The following is a 17,808-nucleotide window of genomic DNA, read 5'->3' as shown; positions in this document are numbered from 1 at the left end:
TGCGGGTCGCTGCAGGTATCAATCGCCGCTCAAAAAAACGCCCGGATCGAATCCGGGCGTCGGTTGAAGGACTTCGGTAGGCGGTTCAGCCGCCCGTCGGTGAGGTTGGCTCGATCGGCGCGTCCGTCTCGGAGGGCGGCGCGCTGTCGTCGCTGACCTCGCTGACCAAGCCACGCTTCACCAGCAGCGGCTGGATGTCCGGGTCGCGTCCCGAGAAGTCCTTGAACAGTGCCAGCGCATCCTTGCTGCCGCCGCGCGACAACAGGGTGGCGCGGAACCGATCGCCGTTCTCGCGCTTCAGGCCGCCGTTCTCCTTGATCCAGGCCACGGTGTTGGCGTCCAGGACCTCGGACCAGATGTAGGCGTAGTAGCCTGCCGAGTAGCCGCCCATGATGTGACTGAAGTACGGCGTGCGATAGCGCGGCGGTACCGGTGGATAGGCGATGCCGTCCTCCGCCAGCGACTTGGCCTCGAACGCCATGACCCCGTCCGCTTCGGGGATCTTGCCGGCCGGGAGCTGGTGGTAGTTCTGGTCGAGGATGGCCGCGGCGAGGTATTCGGTGGTCGTGAAGCCCTGGTTGAACTTCGAGGTCGCCAGCACCTTGTCGAGCAGGGACTTGGGCATCGGCTCGCCGGTTTCATGGTGCTTGGCGTAGTTGGCGAGGATTTCCGGCCAATCGGCCCACATCTCGTTGACCTGCGACGGGAACTCCACGAAGTCGCGCGGCACGCTCGTGCCGCTGAAGTACGGGTACTTCACGTCCGAGAAAATGCCATGCAGGGCATGCCCGAACTCGTGGAACATCGTCGTCACTTCGTCCCACGTCAGCAGGGTGGGCTTGCCCGCGGTGGGCTTGGTGATGTTCTGGTGGTTGGCGACGACCGGCTTGGTGCCGTCGAGTTCCGATTGCGAGACGTAGGAGTTCATCCACGCGCCGCCACGCTTGGAGTCGCGTGCATACGGATCGAAGATGAAGATCGCCAGCTGGCTGCCGTCCTTGTCGAACACGTCGTAGGTCCACGTGTCGGGGTGGTACTTGGGCAGGTCAGTGCGTTCCTTGAAACTGATCCCGTAGAACTGGTTCGCCGCGAAGAACACGCCGTTCTCGAGGACGTTCCGCAGCTCGAGGTAGGGCTTGAGCTGGGATTCGTCGAAGTCGTACTTGTCCTGCCGCACCTTCTCGGTGTAATACGCCCAGTCCCAAGCTTCGAGCTTGAACGTCGGCTCGCCCTTGGCGGCCTGCTCGGCGTCGATCATGGCCTGGAGGTCGGCCGCTTCGCGCTTGGCGTTGGCGACTGCCGCGGGCGCCAGTTGCTCGAGCATCTTGTTGACCGCCTCGGGTGTCTTTGCGGTCTCGTCCTCGAGCACGTAGGCGGCATGGGTGGGGTAGCCCAGCATGCCGGCGCGTTCGGCGCGCAGCTTCAGGACCTTGGACACGATCCCGGTGTTGTCCCACTCGTTGCCGCGGCTGCCGCGGGCCACCGAGGCCTTGTGGATGCGCTCGCGGAGTGCGCGGTTGGTCAGCTGGGAGAGTGGCGGCTGGCCCGTGGTATTGAGGAGGGTGACGACGTACTTGCCTTCCATGCCGCGAGACTTGGCCGCTTCGGCCGCGGCGGCGATCTGGTCGTCGGTCAGGCCATCGAGTTCCGCGGCCGTGTCGACCACCACGGCCGAATCGTTCACCTCGGCGAGGACGTTCTGGCTGAACTGGGTGCCCAGGGCCGCCAGCTCGCCGTTGATCTCCTTCAGCCGCGCCTTGTCCTTCTCGGACAGGTTGGCGCCGGCGCGCACGAAATTGGTGTGGTACCGCTCGACGAGGCGCACGCCCTGGGCGTCGAGCCCGAGCTCGGTGCGCTTGTCGTAAAGGGCCTTCACCCGCTGGTAGAGCTTCGGATTGAGCGCGATGGCGTCGCGATGCGCCGCGAACTTCGCCGAATAGTCCGCCTGCAGCTTCTTGCGCGCATCGTTGGTGTCGGTGCCGACGAGGTTGAAGAACACGCTCGCGGCCCGGTCGAGGACCTCGCCAGACTTCTCCATCGCGAGGATGGTGTTCTCGAAGGTCGGGGGTGCGGGGTTGTTGGCGATCGCCTCCATCTCCTCGAGGTTGCGCGCCATGCCGGCGTCGAATGCGGGCGCGAAATGCGCGTCTTCGATCTTGTCGAAATGGGGATAGCGCAGGGGAAGCGTGCTCTGGCTGAAGAACGGATTCGCCTGCTGGGCTTCGGCTGTCTGGGACACGGAAGTCTCGGCTTTTGGATCGTGGGCAACGGCCGGCTGTACGACAGCGCCGGAAAGGATGGCGGCCAGCGCCAGGGTGAGCGGGTGCTTCATCGGGACGATTCTCCTTGGAGTCAACCGGTAGAGCATAACGCAGGCGCCGGATGGGGTGGTCCGGCCCACCGGCGGCGGCCGGACGACGCGAGGCCACACTCGGCCCCATACTGGCCACTGCCTTGCAACGGGACCCGCCCATGCAGACGATCCATCAATTCAGCGCCACCGACATCGACGGTCGCGTGAAACCGTTCTCGGAGTATTCGGGCAAGGTCTTGCTGGTGGTGAACGTCGCGTCGAAATGCGGGTTCACGCCGCAGTACGAGGGCTTGCAGGCGCTGTGGCGGACCTACAGGGACCGCGGCCTGGTCGTGCTGGGCTTCCCTTGCGACCAGTTCGGCCACCAGGAGCCCGGCGACGAGGCCGAGATCAAGAACTTCTGCGCGCTGAACTACGACGTCGATTTCCCGATGTTCGCCAAGATCCAGGTCAACGGCGACGACGCGCATCCTCTGTGGAAGTGGCTCAAGGACGAAAAGGGCGGCTTCCTCGGCATCGGTGCGATCAAGTGGAATTTCACCAAGTTCCTGGTCGGTCGCGACGGCAAGGTCCGCGGCCGCTACGCGCCCAACCAGCGCCCGGACGAGCTGCGCCCGGAGATCGAGGCGGCGCTGGCCTCCTGAGGACGCGGGGAAGCGCTAGCGGACGATGGTCACCGGGACGGTCGTCTGGGCGAGCACCTTGGACGACACCGAACCCAGGACCAGTTCCTTGACCGCGCCGCGGCCATGCGAACCCATCACGATCAGCTGGTGGCGTCCCTTGCTGGCCAGTTCGAGCAAGGTCGGCGCGATCTCGCCGATCACATTCCTCTCTGTGACGGCGAGCCCGGCACGCTCCAGCAGGCGGCGTCCCGGCTGCAGCATCCGCTCGAAGTTCTCGTCGTGGTAGAGGCGCACGGCCTCGGCGCCCAGCTTCCGGCCGGCACCAGGGAACAGCGGCGGATCCACCGCCGCCAGGGTGATGGATGGCGGCTCGGCGAGCTTGCCGGCGAGCTTGATGGCGAACTTCACCGCACGCGTGCTGATGTCGCTGCCGTCGACGGCGATCAGGATCTTCATTGGCTTCCTCCGGTCGTCCCCGCCCAGTATAGGCGCCGGCGCTATTTCTCGACGAAGGCGCGCTCGAAAACGTAATCCCCCGCGACGCCGATCCTCGGGGAGGCGACGAAGCCGCGGCCGTCGAGCAGGGCGCGGAAGTCGGACAGCATCTGCGGGCTGCCGCAGATCATGGCGCGGTCCTGCGCGGGGTCGATCGGTGCGAGGTCGAGATCCTGCATCAACTGCCCGCTCGCCACCAGGTCTGTCAGGCGGCCGCGATGGCGGCGTCCTTCGTGCACGTAGTCCTCGCGCGTGACGGCCGGGTAGTAGAGCAGCCGGCCGCGGACCAGTTCGCCGAGCAGTTCATGCCGCGGCAGGAGCTCGACGATGTCCTCGCGGTAGGCCAGGTCGCAGGCGCGGCGGACGCCGTGGCAGACGATCACCCGCTCGAAGCGGTCGTAGGTGGCCGGATCCTTGATGATCGACAGCCAGGGCGCGAATCCGGTTCCGGTGCCGAACAGGTACAGGTTGCGCCCCGGCCTGAGGTCGTGGACCAGGAGGGTGCCGGTCGGCTTGCGCCCGACGAGGACGCTGTCGCCGGGCCGGATGTGCTGCAGCCGGGACGTGAGCGCGCCGTCCGGGACCTTGATGCTGAAGAACTCCAGCCGCTCCTCCCAGCTGGCGCTGGCGATCGAGTAGGCGCGCAGCAGCGGCCGCGTCGTGCCATCGTCCCCGGCGACGTGGAGGCCGAGCATCACGAACTGGCCGCTTTCGAAGCGGAAGCCGTCGTCGCGCGTGGTGGCGAAGCTGAAGTAATCGTCCGTCCAGTGGCGGACATCCAGCACGGTTTCCGTGCCGAAGGCTGCTGACATGCGGTGCGTTCTTGTGGGGTCCGCCGCCATTCTAGCGATCGCGCGGGGCGACGCGTCAGCCCGGCATGCCGTCCCCTGCGCCATCCGGCGCGTCCCCCGAGTCCCCGGCGACTTCGTCCGCCGCCGCCTGCGACAGGGTGGGCCGCTGCCGGTCACGACGGACGTCGGCAAGGATGCCGGGCAGCGCGGCGGCGTCGATGAGGCCGAGGCCGGCGGCGTGTTCGGCCATGGCCACGCTGTCGCGCGCCCGCAGCATCGGCACCGAGGTGCCGGCCACGCGTTCGATGTGGCTGTCGACGAACGCATCCAGCGGGCTGTCGGCGTCCGGGTCGACGTCGCGGATGTAGATCGCCGCGATGCGATCGCCCTGCACCCGGGCGGCCTCGGCATAGAGTTCCGCGTCGGCCTGGCCCGAATCCCCCAGCAGCACCCAACGCAGGTGTGGGAAGCGTTCGATCAGCGCAACCGCCCGCGCGAGCTTGTGGCCGTGTCCGGTGCTCTTGATGAACTTGTCGCGATCCAGCCCCAGGTCGCGCAGGAAGATCGGCCCGCAGGGGATGGCATTGAGTTCCATGAAGTCCTCCAGCAGGTCGTAGAGGTTCCAGGGCGAACTCGAGACGTAGAACACGGGGCGCAGCGCGCCGGCGCCGCCGCCGGCCTGCAAGGCCTGGTAGAGCTTGGCGACGCCGTCGAGCGGCTTGCGCGTCCGCGCGTTGTGCAGGAAGGTCAGTTCGGCGGCGGTCTTCCAGTCGGTGATCGAACTGTGGAGCACCGTGTCGTCGATGTCGGAGATGATGCCGACGCCGGCCTTCGGCGAAACCTGCAGGACCGGCTGCGGGGTGGCGAGGGTGCCGTCGGCCAGCGAGACGATCGCATTCTCCCAGGGCTCTTCGGTGGGTGGGACGCCCGTCTCGAAGGTCGCGTGGTAATAGCCTTCCTCATCCGTGGCCAGCGCGATCCTGGCATCGCGCAGTTGCAGGACCAGCGGTTCCTGCGGTACCTCGTCGCTCTCGAAGCGCCGGTAGGTGTCGAGCAGGTTGTCCCACCAGGCGTCGTCCTCCCGAGGGCCGGTATGCGGACGGTCGGCGAGGACGCGCCCTTGCAGCTCGACGCCGCGCGCATCCCCGAACCCGCGGTAGGCGGCGATGTAACGCGGTCGGCCGAGCCCGAGCCGGGTGTTGAGGCGCTGGCGCGCCGCATCGACCTGGTCCTCGACATCGACCGCACGCGAGCGCAGGTGGTCCAGCAGGCGGCCGGGGAGGCGCGGCCGGGTATCCGGCGCGGCGCCGGTCATCGCGGACCCGGTTCCTCATGGCGCTTCGCGCGCCGGTCACCGAGCAAGGCGCTGACCACGATGGCGATGCCCAGCGCGGCTCCGATGAGCAGCAGCACGAGGGCCACCGCCGGATGTCCGAACAATCGTGGAGCATTTGCGCTGTCCATCATCATCGCGGCGGCGACGATGAAAGCCGCGCTGATGATGCCGGCACTGATCCGGTTTGCGATCTTCTGCATGTTCTCCAGCAGCCGGGACTCCTCCAGCCCGGTGACGCGGACCTGCAGGCGGTTGTCGGCCAGCAGGGACAGCAGGTCGGCGAGTTTCCGCGGCGCCTCGCGCAGCAGGCTCTGGATCTCCATCAGATCGGTGGCCATGTGCGCGGGCGAGAACGACTTGCGCAGGCGCAACCGCATCACCTGGTCCAGATGCTCCTCGATCACCTGCTTGACGTCCAGCTCGGGATCGAGCGCATTGGCCACCGCCTCGAGGTTGAGCAGGGTCTTGCCGAGCAGGCTCATTTCCGGCGGCGTGCGCAAGCCGCAGGAGGTGGCGAGGCGCACGAGCTCGAGCATCAGCCGCCCTTCGCTCTGCGACCGCGCACCGGAACGGGCGGCATAGCGCGACACCATCTGCCCCGTGTCGCGGTAATACCGTTCCTGGTCGAAGTCATCGAGGCGGGTGCCCATGGCGACGGCTTCCGCGGCGACTTCCTCGCCCCGGCCGTCGACCGCGGCGAAGAGCAGCTTGAGCAGGCGCTCGCGTTGCTTGGGTGGCACGTGCGCCACCATACCCAGGTCGAGCAGCCCGATCCGGTCGTCCTCGGTGACCAGCAGGTTGCCCGGGTGGGGGTCGGCGTGGATCTCGCCATGCACGAACACCTGGTCCAGGTAGCCCCGCATCAACGCGCTGGCCAGGGGCCCGAGCGAGCGCTCAGTGCGCTGCAGGCCGGTGATGTCGGTGGCCTTGACGCCGTGGACCAGCCCCATCGTCAGCACGGTCTTGCAGGTCAGGTCCCAGAGCGGTTGCGGCACGAAGAGCTCCGGGTAGTCCTCGAAGTGGGCGCTGAAGCGCTCCAGGTTCTCGGCCTCGGTGCGGTAATCGAGCTCGGCCAACAGCGTCTTGCGGAATTCGTTGACCCAGTCGGCGAAGCGGACGCGGCGGCCGATGTCGGTCATCCGGTCGACCTTCTGGGCGAGTCCGGAAAGTGCGTCGAGGTCGCCGTGGATCTGATCGACGATGTCGGGGCGCTGCACCTTGACCGCCACCTCGCGGCCGTCGCGCAATGTCGCGCGATGGACCTGGGCCAGCGAAGCGCTGCCGAGCGGCGTCTCGTCGAAGGCCAGGAATAACTTGTTCAGACGTACCCCGAGGCCGTCCTCGATCGTTGCGCGCACATCGTCGAAGGGCATGGGATCGACGTCGTCCTGCATCCGCTCCAGGGCGATCAGGTAGGGACCGGGCACCATGTCCGGGCGGGTCGACAAGGCCTGCCCGAGCTTGATGAACGTCGGGCCGAGCGCCTCCAGGTCGTCGACGAACGCTTCCGGAGAACCTTCGAGTCCCGAGGCATCGATGTCCTCGTCGAGCGCCGCGGCATCGACGTCCATGCCCGAGAAGATCCCCGCGTTGCGATACTTCAGGAGGAACCCCAGGATCTGCGTGGTCCGGCTCTTGCCGTCGGGTGCGTTCATCGTGGTGTCCGGCTGGGTAGGCGGTCAGGCTACCCGCGCCGGCGTCAACAGGCATTTCACCGGAGGCTGGCGTGCGGACGCTCTGGACGATCGGTCACTCGACCCGCGATTGGCGGGCATTCGTCGACATGCTGCAATCGGCGGGCATCACCACGCTGGCGGACGTGCGTCGATTCGCCGGGTCCCGGCGCCATCCGCATTTCGGCGGCGAAACCATGCGCCAGGCACTGCCGGCCGCCGGGATCGGATACCTGGCACTGCCGGAGCTCGGCGGACGCCGTCCGCCGCGGGAGGGTTCCGGCAATACCGCGTGGCGCAACGCGGCTTTCCGGGGCTACGCCGATTACATGCAGCAGCCCGAGTACGCGGATGCCCGAGGGCGTCTCGAGGAAACCGCCGCCCGCTCGCCGACCGCGGTCTTGTGCGCCGAGGCGGTGTGGTGGCGGTGCCATCGCGGCCTGATCGCCGACGATTTCAAGGTGCGTGGCTGGGAGGTGCTGCACCTGCTCGCGCCGGGGAACGTGTCCGCGCACCCGTATACCTCGGCGGCGTCGATCGTCGATGGGCGGCTGCACTACGGGCGGCCGCCGGATGCGCAGCCCGACTTGTTCTGAGTGCAGGTGGAAGGGCAGGTGATGCGCGGGCCCGCGTCGCCCGCGCATCCCCGGACGCGGCGTCTACCGGAGCACGAGCTCCGCGTTGCCGGAAAAGGTCTCGATCCGGACCTGGCCGCTCCCGTTGCCGTAGCGGTGGTCGAAATCCGAGCCCGGGCCGTACTTGGCCTTGTTGATGCTTGCGCCGGGGGCGGACAACCGGCCGCTGAAACTCTCCCCGCGCACCCGCGCCGACAGGTCGGCGGGCAGTTCGAGGCGGACCTTGCCGCTGAGCGATTCGACGTCGATGCTGCCGCCGTTGGCGAGACCCGTCCGCACTGACGTATCGCCCGACACGCTGCTGGTCTTGACCTGGGTAGGCCGTTCGCCGCGCGTGTCGATGTCGATGTCGCCGGACACGTTCTCGGCCTGTATTTCGCCGCCGAGACGACCCATGAGGCGGATGCGGCCGCTGACGCTCTCGGCGGAGACATCGTTGCTGTTCAAGGTGAGCTGCTGGTTTCCGCTGACCGTCTCGAACCGGGCCTTGCCCGGCGCGCCGGCGGCCTGCACTTCGCCGCTGACGCTCTCGATGTCGAGCGTGCGCCCGGCATTGCCGGTGACCGAGACATCGGCCGAGACCGATTCGATGTCCAGCGACGCCAGCGTCGGCACGTCGAGGATCAGCGTCGTGGGTTCGGTGTTCCGGCCATTGCGCGGGTACTTGACCTTCACCGACAACCGCTGCCCGCTCCCTTCCACGACCAGCCGTTCGACGCCGTTGCCCAAGCTGCCGCTGAGGCGGACTTCGGGGCGGTCCCAGCTGCGGACTTCGATGCGCCCCTTCAGGTTCTCGATTTCAACGGTTCCCCGCGAATCGAGCGCGCGGGTTTCGGCGATGGGCGTGGCGGCCCACGCCGGAAGGCACAGGGCGGTCAGCAGCAGGAGCAGGGGCAAGCGGTTCATGTCGAATCTCCGGAAGGGATCAGGGGGTGCGGGGAAGGGCGAGCGTCAGCTCCAGGCGCTGGCGGTAGACGTTGCCCAGCTGGTCGAGGAGGAATTCCGAGTGGGGGTTGCGTTCGAGTGCGTCATGGATCTGGGCGGCGCTGCGATCGAGCACGCCAAGCGCCGCTTCATCGGCGGTGCCGGGGCGGGCAGCCTGGGCTTCCTGCAGGGCTGCCTGGTATTCGCGATCCAGGGCGCTCGCCTGGCGCAGCAGCAGCGGTGAGGGCGCGTTGCCGCCCGGCGCGGGGTCGGTCACCGTGTCCAGTCGCAGCTGCCAGCCAAGCGCGAGGGCGAGCACCAGGGAGGCGGCAATCGCCAGCGACCCGATGCGCGGAACACCGGCGGCGGGACGCTCACGGAGCGGGTCGGGGCGTGCGGCGGGTCGTGGCCCGGCAATCCGCGAGGCGATCCCGGGCCACAGGTCGGTGGCGGGCATCGCATCCCGGCGGCGATTGCGAAGCTGCAGGCGCAATGCGGCCGGGAAATCGTCGTTTCCGGGTTCGAAGTTGCGATCGGTCATGGGGTGCCTCCGAAGCGGGCCCGCAAGAGCTTGCGGGCGCGGTGCAGCTGGGCCTTGGAACTGCCGACGGCCATCTCCAGCGCGTCGCCGATTTCCTGGTGGGTCCAGCCTTCGATGTCGTGCAGCACGAGCACGGCCCGGGCGCGCGGCGGAAGGCTGGCGACGCCACGGTCCAGGTCGTGCGACAGGCCCGGGCCATGCGTTCGCGTGGGGGGCTCGGCCGATGCGTCGATCGCCTCGGCGTCCTCGAACGTCGGGGCTGCGCGTCGGGAGCGGAGTTCCATCAGCGCCGTGTTGGTCGCCAGGCGGTAGAGCCAGGTCCCGAAGGCGCTTTCGAAACGGTAGCCGGGCAGTGCCTGCCAGGCCCTCACGAAGGCCTCCTGCGTCAGGTCCTCGGCACGGGCGCCATCCTGGCCCACCAGTCGGAGGATCACGCCGTGGACGCGTCCGACATGGCGGCGGTAGAGGGACTCGAACGCCGACGCATCCCCAGCGCTGGACGCGCGGACGAGGGCTTCCTCGCAGGCGTCCGTGGCCGTCGGCGACGGATGGGCGGGCAGGGTATCGGTCATCGCGGCCATCAGCATAGTCACTGGGATGCACGCGGCGACCGTGGGGTTTAAGAGGGGGGTGCCGGGCCCCGGCGTAGAATGCCGCCGCATTCCCGCGCCGACGAGCCCGCCGTGACCCCAGCCACCCCCGCCACGATCCAGCAGGACGACTTCATCGACAGCGTCGCCGACGCCCTGCAGTACATCAGCTATTACCACCCGGTCGACTACATCCGCGGCCTCGCCGCCGCCTACGAACGCGAGGAGTCCCCGGCCGCCAAGGACGCGATGGCGCAGATCCTGGTCAACTCGCGGATGTGCGCCGAGGGTCATCGCCCCATCTGCCAGGACACCGGCATCGTCACCGTCTTCCTGAAGATCGGCATGGACGTGCGGTGGGGGGGCGCCACGATGGGCGTCGAGGACATGGTCAACGAAGGCGTGCGCCGCGCCTACAACCATCCGGACAACAAGCTGCGTGCCAGCGTGCTGGCCGACCCGGCAGGTGGACGTCGCAACACCGGCGACAACACCCCGGCGGTGGTCAACGTTTCCGTCGTCCCGGGGAACACGGTCGACGTGATCGTCGCCGCAAAGGGCGGCGGTTCCGAGGCCAAGTCGAAGTTCGCCATGCTCAACCCGTCCGACTCGATCGTCGACTGGGTGCTGAAAACCGTGCCGACGATGGGCGCGGGCTGGTGCCCGCCGGGCATGCTGGGCATCGGCATCGGCGGCACCGCCGAAAAGGCGATGCTGCTGGCCAAGGAAGCGCTGATGGAGCCGATCGACATCGTCGACCTCAAGGCGCGCGGGCCGGCGAACCGCCTGGAGGAGTTGCGCATCGAACTGTTCGAGAAGGTCAATGCGCTGGGCATCGGCGCGCAGGGCCTGGGCGGGCTCACCACCGTGCTCGACGTCAAGGTCCGGGACTATCCGACCCATGCCGCCAACCTTCCGGTGGCGATGATCCCAAACTGCGCCGCCACCCGGCACGCGCATTTCGTGCTCGATGGCAGCGGGTCGGTGATGCTGGATCCGCCGTCGCTGGAGGACTGGCCCCGGCTGACCTACGACGCCAGCAAGGGCCGGCGCGTCGACCTCTACACCGTGACGCGCGAGGAGGTCGGCTCATGGAAGCCGGGTGAAACCCTGCTGCTGAGCGGCAAGCTGCTGACGGGCCGCGACGCCGCGCACAAGCGGCTGGTCGGCATGCTCGATCGGGGCGAGCTCCTGCCGGTCGACCTCAAGGGCCGCTTCATCTATTACGTTGGCCCGGTCGATCCCGTGCGCGACGAAGCCGTCGGCCCGGCGGGCCCGACGACGGCGACCCGCATGGACAAGTTCACCGAGCAGATCCTGGCGCAGACCGGGCTGATGGGCATGGTCGGCAAGGCAGAACGCGGCGAAGCGGCGATCGAGGCGATCCGAAAGCATCGGTCGGTCTACCTGATGGCGGTCGGCGGCGCCGCCTACCTGGTGTCCAAGGCGATCAAGGCCGCGCGCGTGGTGGCGTTCGAGGACCTGGGCATGGAGGCGATCTACGAGTTCACGGTGCAGGACATGCCGGTGACTGTGGCGGTGGATTCCGCGGGCGAGTCGGTGCACAAGAGCGGGCCGCGGGCCTGGCGCGAAAAGATCGTCGGCCGCCTCGGCGGCATCCCGGTCACCGTGGACGCTTGAACGCCGACGCACGGGCCCGGTCGTGGCGCGCCAGCGTCGGGCACGCCGGTCCAGCGCTCAGAGCTGGGTCTTGATCGGCAAGACGAACTTTTCCCAGAGCTTGTCCGAGAGCGGCCGGTCACGCCACCTCGCATAATCGTACTTCTTGCTCAACGCCAGGTCGGCCTCGAAGACACGGGTCATGTGTTCGGCGAAGCCGCGGTGGTAGACATTGAGGCTCGCCTCGTCGTTGAGCCGCAGCGAGCGCAGGTCGAAGTTGGTGGAGCCCACGGAGGCCATCTGCCGGTCGACCAGCAGGACCTTGTTGTGGAACATCGTCGGTCCGTACTCGAAGATCTCCACGCCGGCGAGGAGCAGCGGACCCCAGTCCGCACGCGAGGCCATGCGTGCGGCATCGGAGTCGGTATTGTCCCCGGGGACCAGCACCCGGACGCGGACGCCGCGGCGACGGGCGGTGATCAACGCCTGCGTCAACAGGTTGTCGGGGATGAAATAGGCTGCGGACAGGTCGATGGAGCGTTCAGCAGCCGCGATCGACATCAGGTACATCAGGTGCATGCTTTCGCTGCCGCCCGCGGGCGAACTGTGGAACATGTGCGCCGGCATGTCCCCTGCGGCAGGCAACACCGGGAAGTATTTCTCCCCGTTGAGGACCTGGCCGGTGGTCTTGATCCAGTTGTCGTTGAAGGTTGCCTGCATCTGGCCGACGACCGGACCCTCGATGCGGAAATGCACGTCGCGCCAGTGTTCCGGGTCCTGCGCGTCGCCCTGCCACGGGTCGCCGATGCCCACGCCGCCGGTGAAGCCGATCCGCCCGTCCACGACGAGCAGCTTGCGGTGGGTGCGGTTGTTCATCCTCGCCAGGGTGTACCAGTGCAGCGGGCGGTAGCGCTCGACATGCACCCCCGCTTCCTCCATCTGCTCGAGCAGGGCCTCCTCCATGCTCATGCTGCCGACCCAGTCGATGATGGTCCTGACCTCGACGCCGGCGCGTGCCCGCTCCGACAGCGCATCGGCGAACCACTTGCCGACCTCGCCTTCCCAATAGATGTAGGTCTCGAAGGTGATCGTTTCCCGGGCGCCCCGGATCGCCTCCAGCATGGCGGGGAAGATCTCGTCGCCGTTCTGCAGGTCGGTGACGCGGTTGCCGCCGAGGATCGACGGTCCGAGCATCACCCCCATCTCGCGGCGGAATTGCGGGTCGCCGACCGCGTAGCGGTGCTCGATCTTGCGCTCGAGCTTCTTCTCCGGCGTGGCGAAGTTCAGGGCCAGCACCACGCACAAGGTCGTCACCACCGCCGTGATGGCGATCGTCCACAGGGTTCGCTTGCGGGTCCAGCGATTGGTCACGACGGCCTCGGGTTTCGACAGGGCGGAAAGCCGCTTGATCCTGCCAGCCTGGATCGGCCGGTCGCGTGAAGCCCGGATCGCCACCCCTCGCGCATGCCGTCGCTCAACGCCACCACGACCACGCGAACAGTCCCAGCATCGCCAACGCCAGCATCAGTTTCAGCGCCACGCCGAACACGATGCCCAGCCAGGTGCCCAGGCCGATCCGGGTGGCGTTGCCGATCCCGCCGGCATCCAGCCTTCGGCCGTGCAGCAGTTCCCCGAGCACGGCCCCGCCGAACGGACCCACGAACAGGCCGATGGGCCCGAAGAAGATGCCGACGACGGTGCCTGCAATGGCCCCGATCACAGCCTTGCGGCTCGCACCCACGCGCTTGGCGCCCATGGCGGTCGCCCAGAAATCGATCAGCAGCGAGATGGCGGTGAGGATACCCAGCAGGACCACGGTCGGCAGCCCGATCTGCTGGAAGTCTCCTGCCCAAGCCGCCAGCAGCATGCCGGCGAACACCAGCGGCAGGCCAGGAAGGGCGGGAAGGATGGTCCCTGCGATGCCGATGAGCACCAAGACGATCGCCAGCGCGTAGTAGATCGATTGGGCTTCCATGGGGCTTCCGGTTCACGAGGGGAACGTGAACTGCGGTCGCATTCTCACAGAACCCGGCGCGGCATGCAGGGTGGCAACTGTTCCACGGCAAGCCGTCTGGCAGGCGGCGCCTGCGGCGAATCCGCGGTTGGGATGCCCTGGAACGGCAAGACGGCCCGCGATGCGGGCCGTCCTGGGTTTTTGCCGGATGTCGGTGCGCGCGCGCTCAGCGCAGCTTGTACACGCGCCCGCCCGTGACGCGCACGCGCGAGCCCTGGCGCAGGCCCGAGTCGTCGGGCTGGCTGACCGTGGTCATGCGCCCATCGTCCATGCGGACGTGGATGTTGTAGACCGTGTTCGCCTGTGCCCGGTTCTGGATGGCATTGCCGACGGCCGCACCGGCCACCGCGCCCGCGGCGGCGGAGACGTTCTGGTTGCCCTTGCTGCCGCCGGTCTTGTCGGAGATCTCGTGGCCGGCGACCGCGCCCACGATGCCGCCGAGCACCGCCCCGGTTGCATTCGGTACCCGGGTCGCACCGCTCGAGGCCAGTTCGATCCGTGTCACGGTGCCGCAGTCGTAACACGCTGCAGCCCGGGCCGGAGGCGGCGCACCGTACGCCGAGTTGCCATAGCCGTAATTGGGGGACGTGGTTGCGCAGGCAGCCAGGGTGGCGGTGGCTGCTGCAATGCCGATCATGCGGATGTTCATGCTGGGTCTCCTGGGGGAAGGGCGGGCTCCGGTCCTGCCGGTCGCCAAGGCCGCCGGGCTGGAGCGCCCGACGAACGACCACGGCAGCAGGCCGATGTCGCGGACCATAGGCTCCGATCGATGAACACGCCATCAACCGGTCCGCGGTGGGCATCCCCACGTGCGGCAGAGGCGCAGCCGGAACCAGCCCGAGCTGCCGGGGTCAGCCTCGGTAATCCTGGTGGCAGGCCTTGCAAGCCTCGCCGATCTTCTTGGATGCATTGGCCACGCCGGGGCAATCGATCGGCGGCGCGGATAGCGCCGCGTCCAGCGTCGCGCGCAGTTCGCCGGCGTGCGAGACGAAACGGGCGTCGTCGCGCAGGTCGGGGAGGGCAGGCTCGATGTCGTTGGCGATGGTCCTCAGGGCTTGCAGGTGCGGGATCGTGTCGGTTGCCGAGCAGCGGTTGGCGGCGGCGCTCGCCCCCAGTTGCGCCATGTGCGCCTGCATCAGGTGCATGGCGGCGTCCGGGTAGTGGTCCTGCCAGGTCTTCCGGCCTTCCACGGCACGCAGGATCATCACCACGGCCACCGAGCCGATGACCAGACCCAGCAGGAAGAGGAACAGGTAGCGGCCGGCGGCGGACGCGGGTTTTCCGTTGCTGCTGGTCGGGGAACTCGTGGGCGTGCTCGACATGTCTGTGCTCGCGTGGGGCTGGTCGGCGACGAGCCTAGCATGCGTAACACCCCGGTAAACTGACGCCATGGATCCCGCCTGGCACGAACGGTTTTCCGGCATCGATCGCCTTTATGGCCGGGGCACGGTCAAGCGGCTCGCTGCCTGCCGCGTGGCCGTGGTCGGCCTGGGGGGCGTGGGGTCGTGGCTGGTGGAAGCCCTGGCGCGCAGCGGGGTCGGGTCGCTCCGCCTCATCGATGCGGACGATCTGTGCGTATCGAACACCAACCGCCAGCTTCCGGCGCTGGAAGGCAACTACGGGCGTGGCAAGGCCGAAGCGATGGCGGCGCGATGCCGAGCGATCAATCCCGGGATCCAGGTCGACGCGCTGGCCAGTTTCCTGACGCCGACGAACCTGGACGAACTGCTCGGTGGCCGCCCCGACCTGGTGGTGGACGCCTGCGACAGTTTCCGCACCAAGGTCGAAGCGATCGCCTGGTGCAGGCGCCGCAAGCAGCCGCTCATCACCGTCGGATCGGCCGGGGGTCGCATCGACACCACCCTGGTGCGCGTCCGGGACCTGTCGAAGACCGAGCACGATGCCATGCTGGCGCTCGTGCGCAGGAAGTTGCGTGGTGAATTCAACTTCCCCACGGGTCCCAAGCGGTATTTCGGCGTGCCTGCGGTGTACTCGCTCGAGAACGTCCGGTACCCGCAGGCCGACGGCAGCGTCTGCGGGCGGCGCCCGCACGTCGGGCCCGATGCCGCACTCAAGCTCGATTGCGGGGCCGGGCTCGGGGCCGCGACGCACATCACCGGCGCCTTCGCGTTCGCGGCCGCGGGGAAGGCGCTGCAGATGCTGCTCAAGCAGCGGGCAACAGACTGACCCGGGGAGCCGCGGTTCCCGCTTCCACGCTCAAGGGCGTGCCGGCAGCCCGAACAAGCGTTCGGCATTGGCGGTGGTCGAGCGTGCGACCGATTCGGCGCTTTCGCCCCGCAACTGGGCGATGGTCCGGCAGACCACTTCCAGCCGTGCCGGTTCATTGCGTTCACCGCGGATCCGGGCATCGGGCTGGTCGGGAGCATCCGTCTCCAGCAGCAAGTATTCGATCGGCATGCCTGCCACGAGCCGGCGCAGGCGCTGCGCGCGTTCGTAGGTCACCGGCCCGCCGATGCCCGTCATGAAATCCAGGTCCCACAGCTGGCGGGCCTGCTGCTGGCTCCCGGAGAAGCTGTGCACCACGCCGCGCAGCCCGCCGATCCGCCGGATCGACGCCAGCACGGCATCCACCGCGCGCCGTGCATGGACGATGACCGGCAAGTCGAGGTCGCGCGCCAGCCGCAACTGACCGTCGAAAAAGGCTTGCTGCCGGTCGCGATCCAGGCCGTCGATGTAGTAGTCCAGCCCGCACTCGCCGATCGCGACGGGCCGCTCGCGCCCGATCCATTCCGCCAGCGCCTCCAGGTGCGCAGGCTCGTGGTGCGCCAGGAAGGTGGGGTGCAAGCCGTATGCGGGATGCAGGCCGTCCGCCGTGCCGCAGGCATCCCGCAAACCGGGCCAGGCGTCGGCATGGGTCGCGGGCACCACCTGCCGATCCACGCCTGCAGCGAGGGCCCTGTCGATGACGGCTGCCCGGTCGTCGTCGAACTCCGCGGCATCAAGGTGGCAGTGGCTGTCGACCAGGCGCATGTCAATGCCGGCGCGAGTCGCCTTCGATGGTGTCGTCGCGGCTGGCGACCTGCGGCCCTGGTGCCTTGCGGTTCTTCCAGTTGGCGAGCAACAGCGTGCCCAAACCCAGCAGGATCTCGTCGACCAGGGGAATGAAATCGGGAATCAGCAAATCGGCGACGAACAGGCCAGCGGTGAGCATGAACAGGCGCGGGTAGCTCAGCCTGCCGAGCCAGCGCAGGATGGGTGTGAGCAAGGGGTTGGGCACGGCACGCTCCAGTCGTGATGCGATGCCGATCACGCTACCACGCGATCCGTGGGGTGCCGGTTTAGGCCCGCGTCAGTTTTGCGCGCAGGGCTGAGCCCCTGTTCAGCTGTCCAGTGGTGCAATGCGCCCCGGACCCGAACAGCTGGCAATGCGCCAGGAGGCGAAACATGAAGAACAACACACTTGCGATCGCGCTTGCTTCGTTGCTGGTGGGTGGCGTTGCCGTGGCGGCCTTCCAGAACAACAACAACCGCGACGACAGGCTGGGCCTGGACGTCGAGGGCAGCAGCATCCCGAGCGAGGGGCGCCTCGAGTACGCCGCCGTCGTAGACGTCGAGCCGGTGATGGAACAGCGCCAGCTCTTCGCCACCGTGATCGGCAGCGAGGCGGTGCGCGAGACGACCACCAGCTCCAGCCCGCGCCAGGTCTGCGAGGACGTCGTCGTGCAGGAGCGCTTGCCCGAGCGCGACGGCAACGTCGGCGGCACCGTGGCCGGCGCCGTGATCGGCGGGCTCATCGGCAACCAGGTCGGTGGCGGCAATGGCAAGAAGCTGGCCACGGTGGCCGGTGCCGTGGGCGGTGGCTTCGCAGGCCGGGAGATCGACAGGCGCCACGTGGGTGGCCGCGTGGTCGAGCGCGTCGACCGCCAGTGCCGGACGGTGTCCGACACCTCGCAGTCCTCGCGCGTCGTGGCCTACAACGTGACCTACCGCAATCCGGACGGGACCACGGGCACGATGCGGACCGACAGCAAGCCCGGCAACCAGATCGCGCTGGGTTCGGAGCAGGTCCCCGTCGCCTACAACGTGACCTACCGCTACGACGGTGGCGAGCGCACGATCCGCATGGACGAGAAGCCGGGCGATCGCCTGCCCGTGGTCGACGGCAAGGTCGTGACCCAGGTGGCCGAAGCGGACGCGGTGGTCGAACGCGGCTGATCGCTATCTCGAGCTACAGGAAGGGGCCGGAGCAATCCGGCCCTTTTCCTTTCCGCGGCCCCGGCAGGGCGAG

19 protein-coding genes are annotated in these 17,808 nt (G+C 68.2%); 5 read left to right on the top strand and 14 right to left on the bottom strand.

Features of this window, described 5'->3' with window-relative positions:
- Positions 1-85: 85 nt before the first annotated feature.
- Complete coding sequence (locus tag ABD970_RS09990) at positions 86-2,332, bottom strand: M3 family metallopeptidase (protein WP_345295316.1); 2,247 nt, start codon at positions 2,330-2,332, stop codon at positions 86-88.
- A 140-nt stretch (positions 2,333-2,472) separates the two neighbouring features.
- Between ABD970_RS09990 and ABD970_RS09985 the strand changes: the two genes are divergently transcribed.
- Positions 2,473-2,958 (top strand): glutathione peroxidase, encoded by a 486-nt coding sequence (locus ABD970_RS09985; protein WP_345295315.1) that lies wholly within the window; start codon positions 2,473-2,475, stop codon positions 2,956-2,958.
- A gap of 15 nt (positions 2,959-2,973) precedes the next feature.
- Here the strand turns inward: ABD970_RS09985 and ABD970_RS09980 are convergent, their stop codons facing one another.
- From ABD970_RS09980 to ABD970_RS09965, 4 genes are read right to left on the bottom strand one after another with little or no spacing between them, the layout of a single operon-like run.
- Positions 2,974-3,396 carry a universal stress protein gene (locus tag ABD970_RS09980; protein WP_345295314.1) on the bottom strand — a complete coding sequence of 141 codons (423 nt, stop codon included), beginning with the start codon at positions 3,394-3,396 and terminating at the stop codon, positions 2,974-2,976.
- A 41-nt stretch (positions 3,397-3,437) separates the two neighbouring features.
- The gene (locus tag ABD970_RS09975; protein ID WP_345295313.1) at positions 3,438-4,247 is read right to left on the bottom strand and encodes a ferredoxin--NADP reductase; all 810 of its coding nucleotides are present in this window, start codon (positions 4,245-4,247) and stop codon (positions 3,438-3,440) included.
- Positions 4,248-4,302: 55 nt separating this feature from the next.
- The gene (locus tag ABD970_RS09970; protein ID WP_345295312.1) at positions 4,303-5,541 is read right to left on the bottom strand and encodes an App1 family protein phosphatidate phosphatase; all 1,239 of its coding nucleotides are present in this window, start codon (positions 5,539-5,541) and stop codon (positions 4,303-4,305) included.
- Positions 5,538-7,217: an ABC1 kinase family protein gene (locus ABD970_RS09965; RefSeq protein WP_345295311.1), complete on the bottom strand. Its 1,680-nt coding sequence runs from the start codon at positions 7,215-7,217 to the stop codon at positions 5,538-5,540. Before ABD970_RS09965 ends, ABD970_RS09970 begins: the two co-directional genes overlap by 4 nt.
- A 71-nt stretch (positions 7,218-7,288) precedes the next feature.
- Here ABD970_RS09965 and ABD970_RS09960 point away from each other — a divergent pair, with 71 nt between their 5' ends.
- Positions 7,289-7,831 carry a DUF488 domain-containing protein gene (locus ABD970_RS09960; RefSeq protein WP_345295310.1) on the top strand — a complete coding sequence of 181 codons (543 nt, stop codon included), beginning with the start codon at positions 7,289-7,291 and terminating at the stop codon, positions 7,829-7,831.
- Positions 7,832-7,894: 63 nt separating this feature from the next.
- On the opposite strand, the gene ABD970_RS09955 is transcribed toward ABD970_RS09960, so the two are convergent.
- From ABD970_RS09955 to ABD970_RS09945, 3 genes are read right to left on the bottom strand one after another with little or no spacing between them, the layout of a single operon-like run.
- Positions 7,895-8,776 carry a DUF4097 family beta strand repeat-containing protein gene (locus ABD970_RS09955; protein ID WP_345295309.1) on the bottom strand — a complete coding sequence of 294 codons (882 nt, stop codon included), beginning with the start codon at positions 8,774-8,776 and terminating at the stop codon, positions 7,895-7,897.
- 19 nt (positions 8,777-8,795) lie between these two features.
- On the bottom strand, positions 8,796-9,335 hold the full coding sequence (locus ABD970_RS09950) for a hypothetical protein (protein ID WP_345295308.1): 540 nt from the start codon (positions 9,333-9,335) through the stop codon (positions 8,796-8,798).
- A complete protein-coding gene (locus ABD970_RS09945) occupies positions 9,332-9,907 on the bottom strand; it encodes an RNA polymerase sigma factor (RefSeq protein WP_345295307.1) in 576 nt (191 codons plus the stop codon). The genes ABD970_RS09950 and ABD970_RS09945 overlap by 4 nt, the downstream gene beginning before the upstream one ends.
- A 111-nt stretch (positions 9,908-10,018) precedes the next feature.
- Between ABD970_RS09945 and ABD970_RS09940 the strand changes: the two genes are divergently transcribed.
- Complete coding sequence (locus tag ABD970_RS09940) at positions 10,019-11,566, top strand: fumarate hydratase (RefSeq protein WP_345295306.1); 1,548 nt, start codon at positions 10,019-10,021, stop codon at positions 11,564-11,566.
- A 57-nt stretch (positions 11,567-11,623) separates the two neighbouring features.
- On the opposite strand, the gene ABD970_RS09935 is transcribed toward ABD970_RS09940, so the two are convergent.
- The 4 genes from ABD970_RS09935 to ABD970_RS09920 all read right to left on the bottom strand — a co-directional run bounded on the left by ABD970_RS09935 (position 11,624) and on the right by ABD970_RS09920 (position 14,881).
- Positions 11,624-12,886, bottom strand: a complete 1,263-nt coding sequence (locus ABD970_RS09935; RefSeq protein WP_345295713.1) for a phospholipase D-like domain-containing protein — start codon at positions 12,884-12,886, stop codon at positions 11,624-11,626.
- Between the two features lie 133 nt (positions 12,887-13,019).
- Complete coding sequence (locus ABD970_RS09930; RefSeq protein ID WP_345295305.1) at positions 13,020-13,520, bottom strand: DUF456 domain-containing protein; 501 nt, start codon at positions 13,518-13,520, stop codon at positions 13,020-13,022.
- A gap of 205 nt (positions 13,521-13,725) precedes the next feature.
- The gene (locus ABD970_RS09925; protein ID WP_345295304.1) at positions 13,726-14,208 is read right to left on the bottom strand and encodes a glycine zipper 2TM domain-containing protein; all 483 of its coding nucleotides are present in this window, start codon (positions 14,206-14,208) and stop codon (positions 13,726-13,728) included.
- A 202-nt stretch (positions 14,209-14,410) separates the two neighbouring features.
- Positions 14,411-14,881 carry a hypothetical protein gene (locus ABD970_RS09920; protein WP_345295303.1) on the bottom strand — a complete coding sequence of 157 codons (471 nt, stop codon included), beginning with the start codon at positions 14,879-14,881 and terminating at the stop codon, positions 14,411-14,413.
- Between the two features lie 67 nt (positions 14,882-14,948).
- On the opposite strand from ABD970_RS09920, the gene ABD970_RS09915 reads away from it, so the two are divergent.
- Positions 14,949-15,746 (top strand): tRNA threonylcarbamoyladenosine dehydratase, encoded by a 798-nt coding sequence (locus ABD970_RS09915; protein ID WP_345295302.1) that lies wholly within the window; start codon positions 14,949-14,951, stop codon positions 15,744-15,746.
- 30 nt (positions 15,747-15,776) lie between these two features.
- Here the strand turns inward: ABD970_RS09915 and ABD970_RS09910 are convergent, their stop codons facing one another.
- Positions 15,777-16,550, bottom strand: coding sequence for a TatD family hydrolase (locus tag ABD970_RS09910; protein ID WP_345295301.1), 774 nt, complete (start codon positions 16,548-16,550; stop codon positions 15,777-15,779).
- Between the two features lies 1 nt (position 16,551).
- Positions 16,552-16,797, bottom strand: coding sequence for a DUF6116 family protein (locus ABD970_RS09905; protein ID WP_345295712.1), 246 nt, complete (start codon positions 16,795-16,797; stop codon positions 16,552-16,554).
- A gap of 167 nt (positions 16,798-16,964) precedes the next feature.
- On the opposite strand from ABD970_RS09905, the gene ABD970_RS09900 reads away from it, so the two are divergent.
- Positions 16,965-17,735 (top strand): glycine zipper 2TM domain-containing protein, encoded by a 771-nt coding sequence (locus ABD970_RS09900; RefSeq protein WP_345295300.1) that lies wholly within the window; start codon positions 16,965-16,967, stop codon positions 17,733-17,735.
- The last annotated feature ends 73 nt before the right edge of the window (positions 17,736-17,808 follow it).

The organism is Luteimonas vadosa (genome assembly GCF_039543545.1).
In the GTDB taxonomy this organism is placed as follows: Bacteria; Pseudomonadota; Gammaproteobacteria; order Xanthomonadales; family Xanthomonadaceae; genus Luteimonas; species Luteimonas vadosa.
Note: the sequence above shows the minus strand (reverse complement) of the source record. Positions and strands in the feature narration are given on the sequence as shown.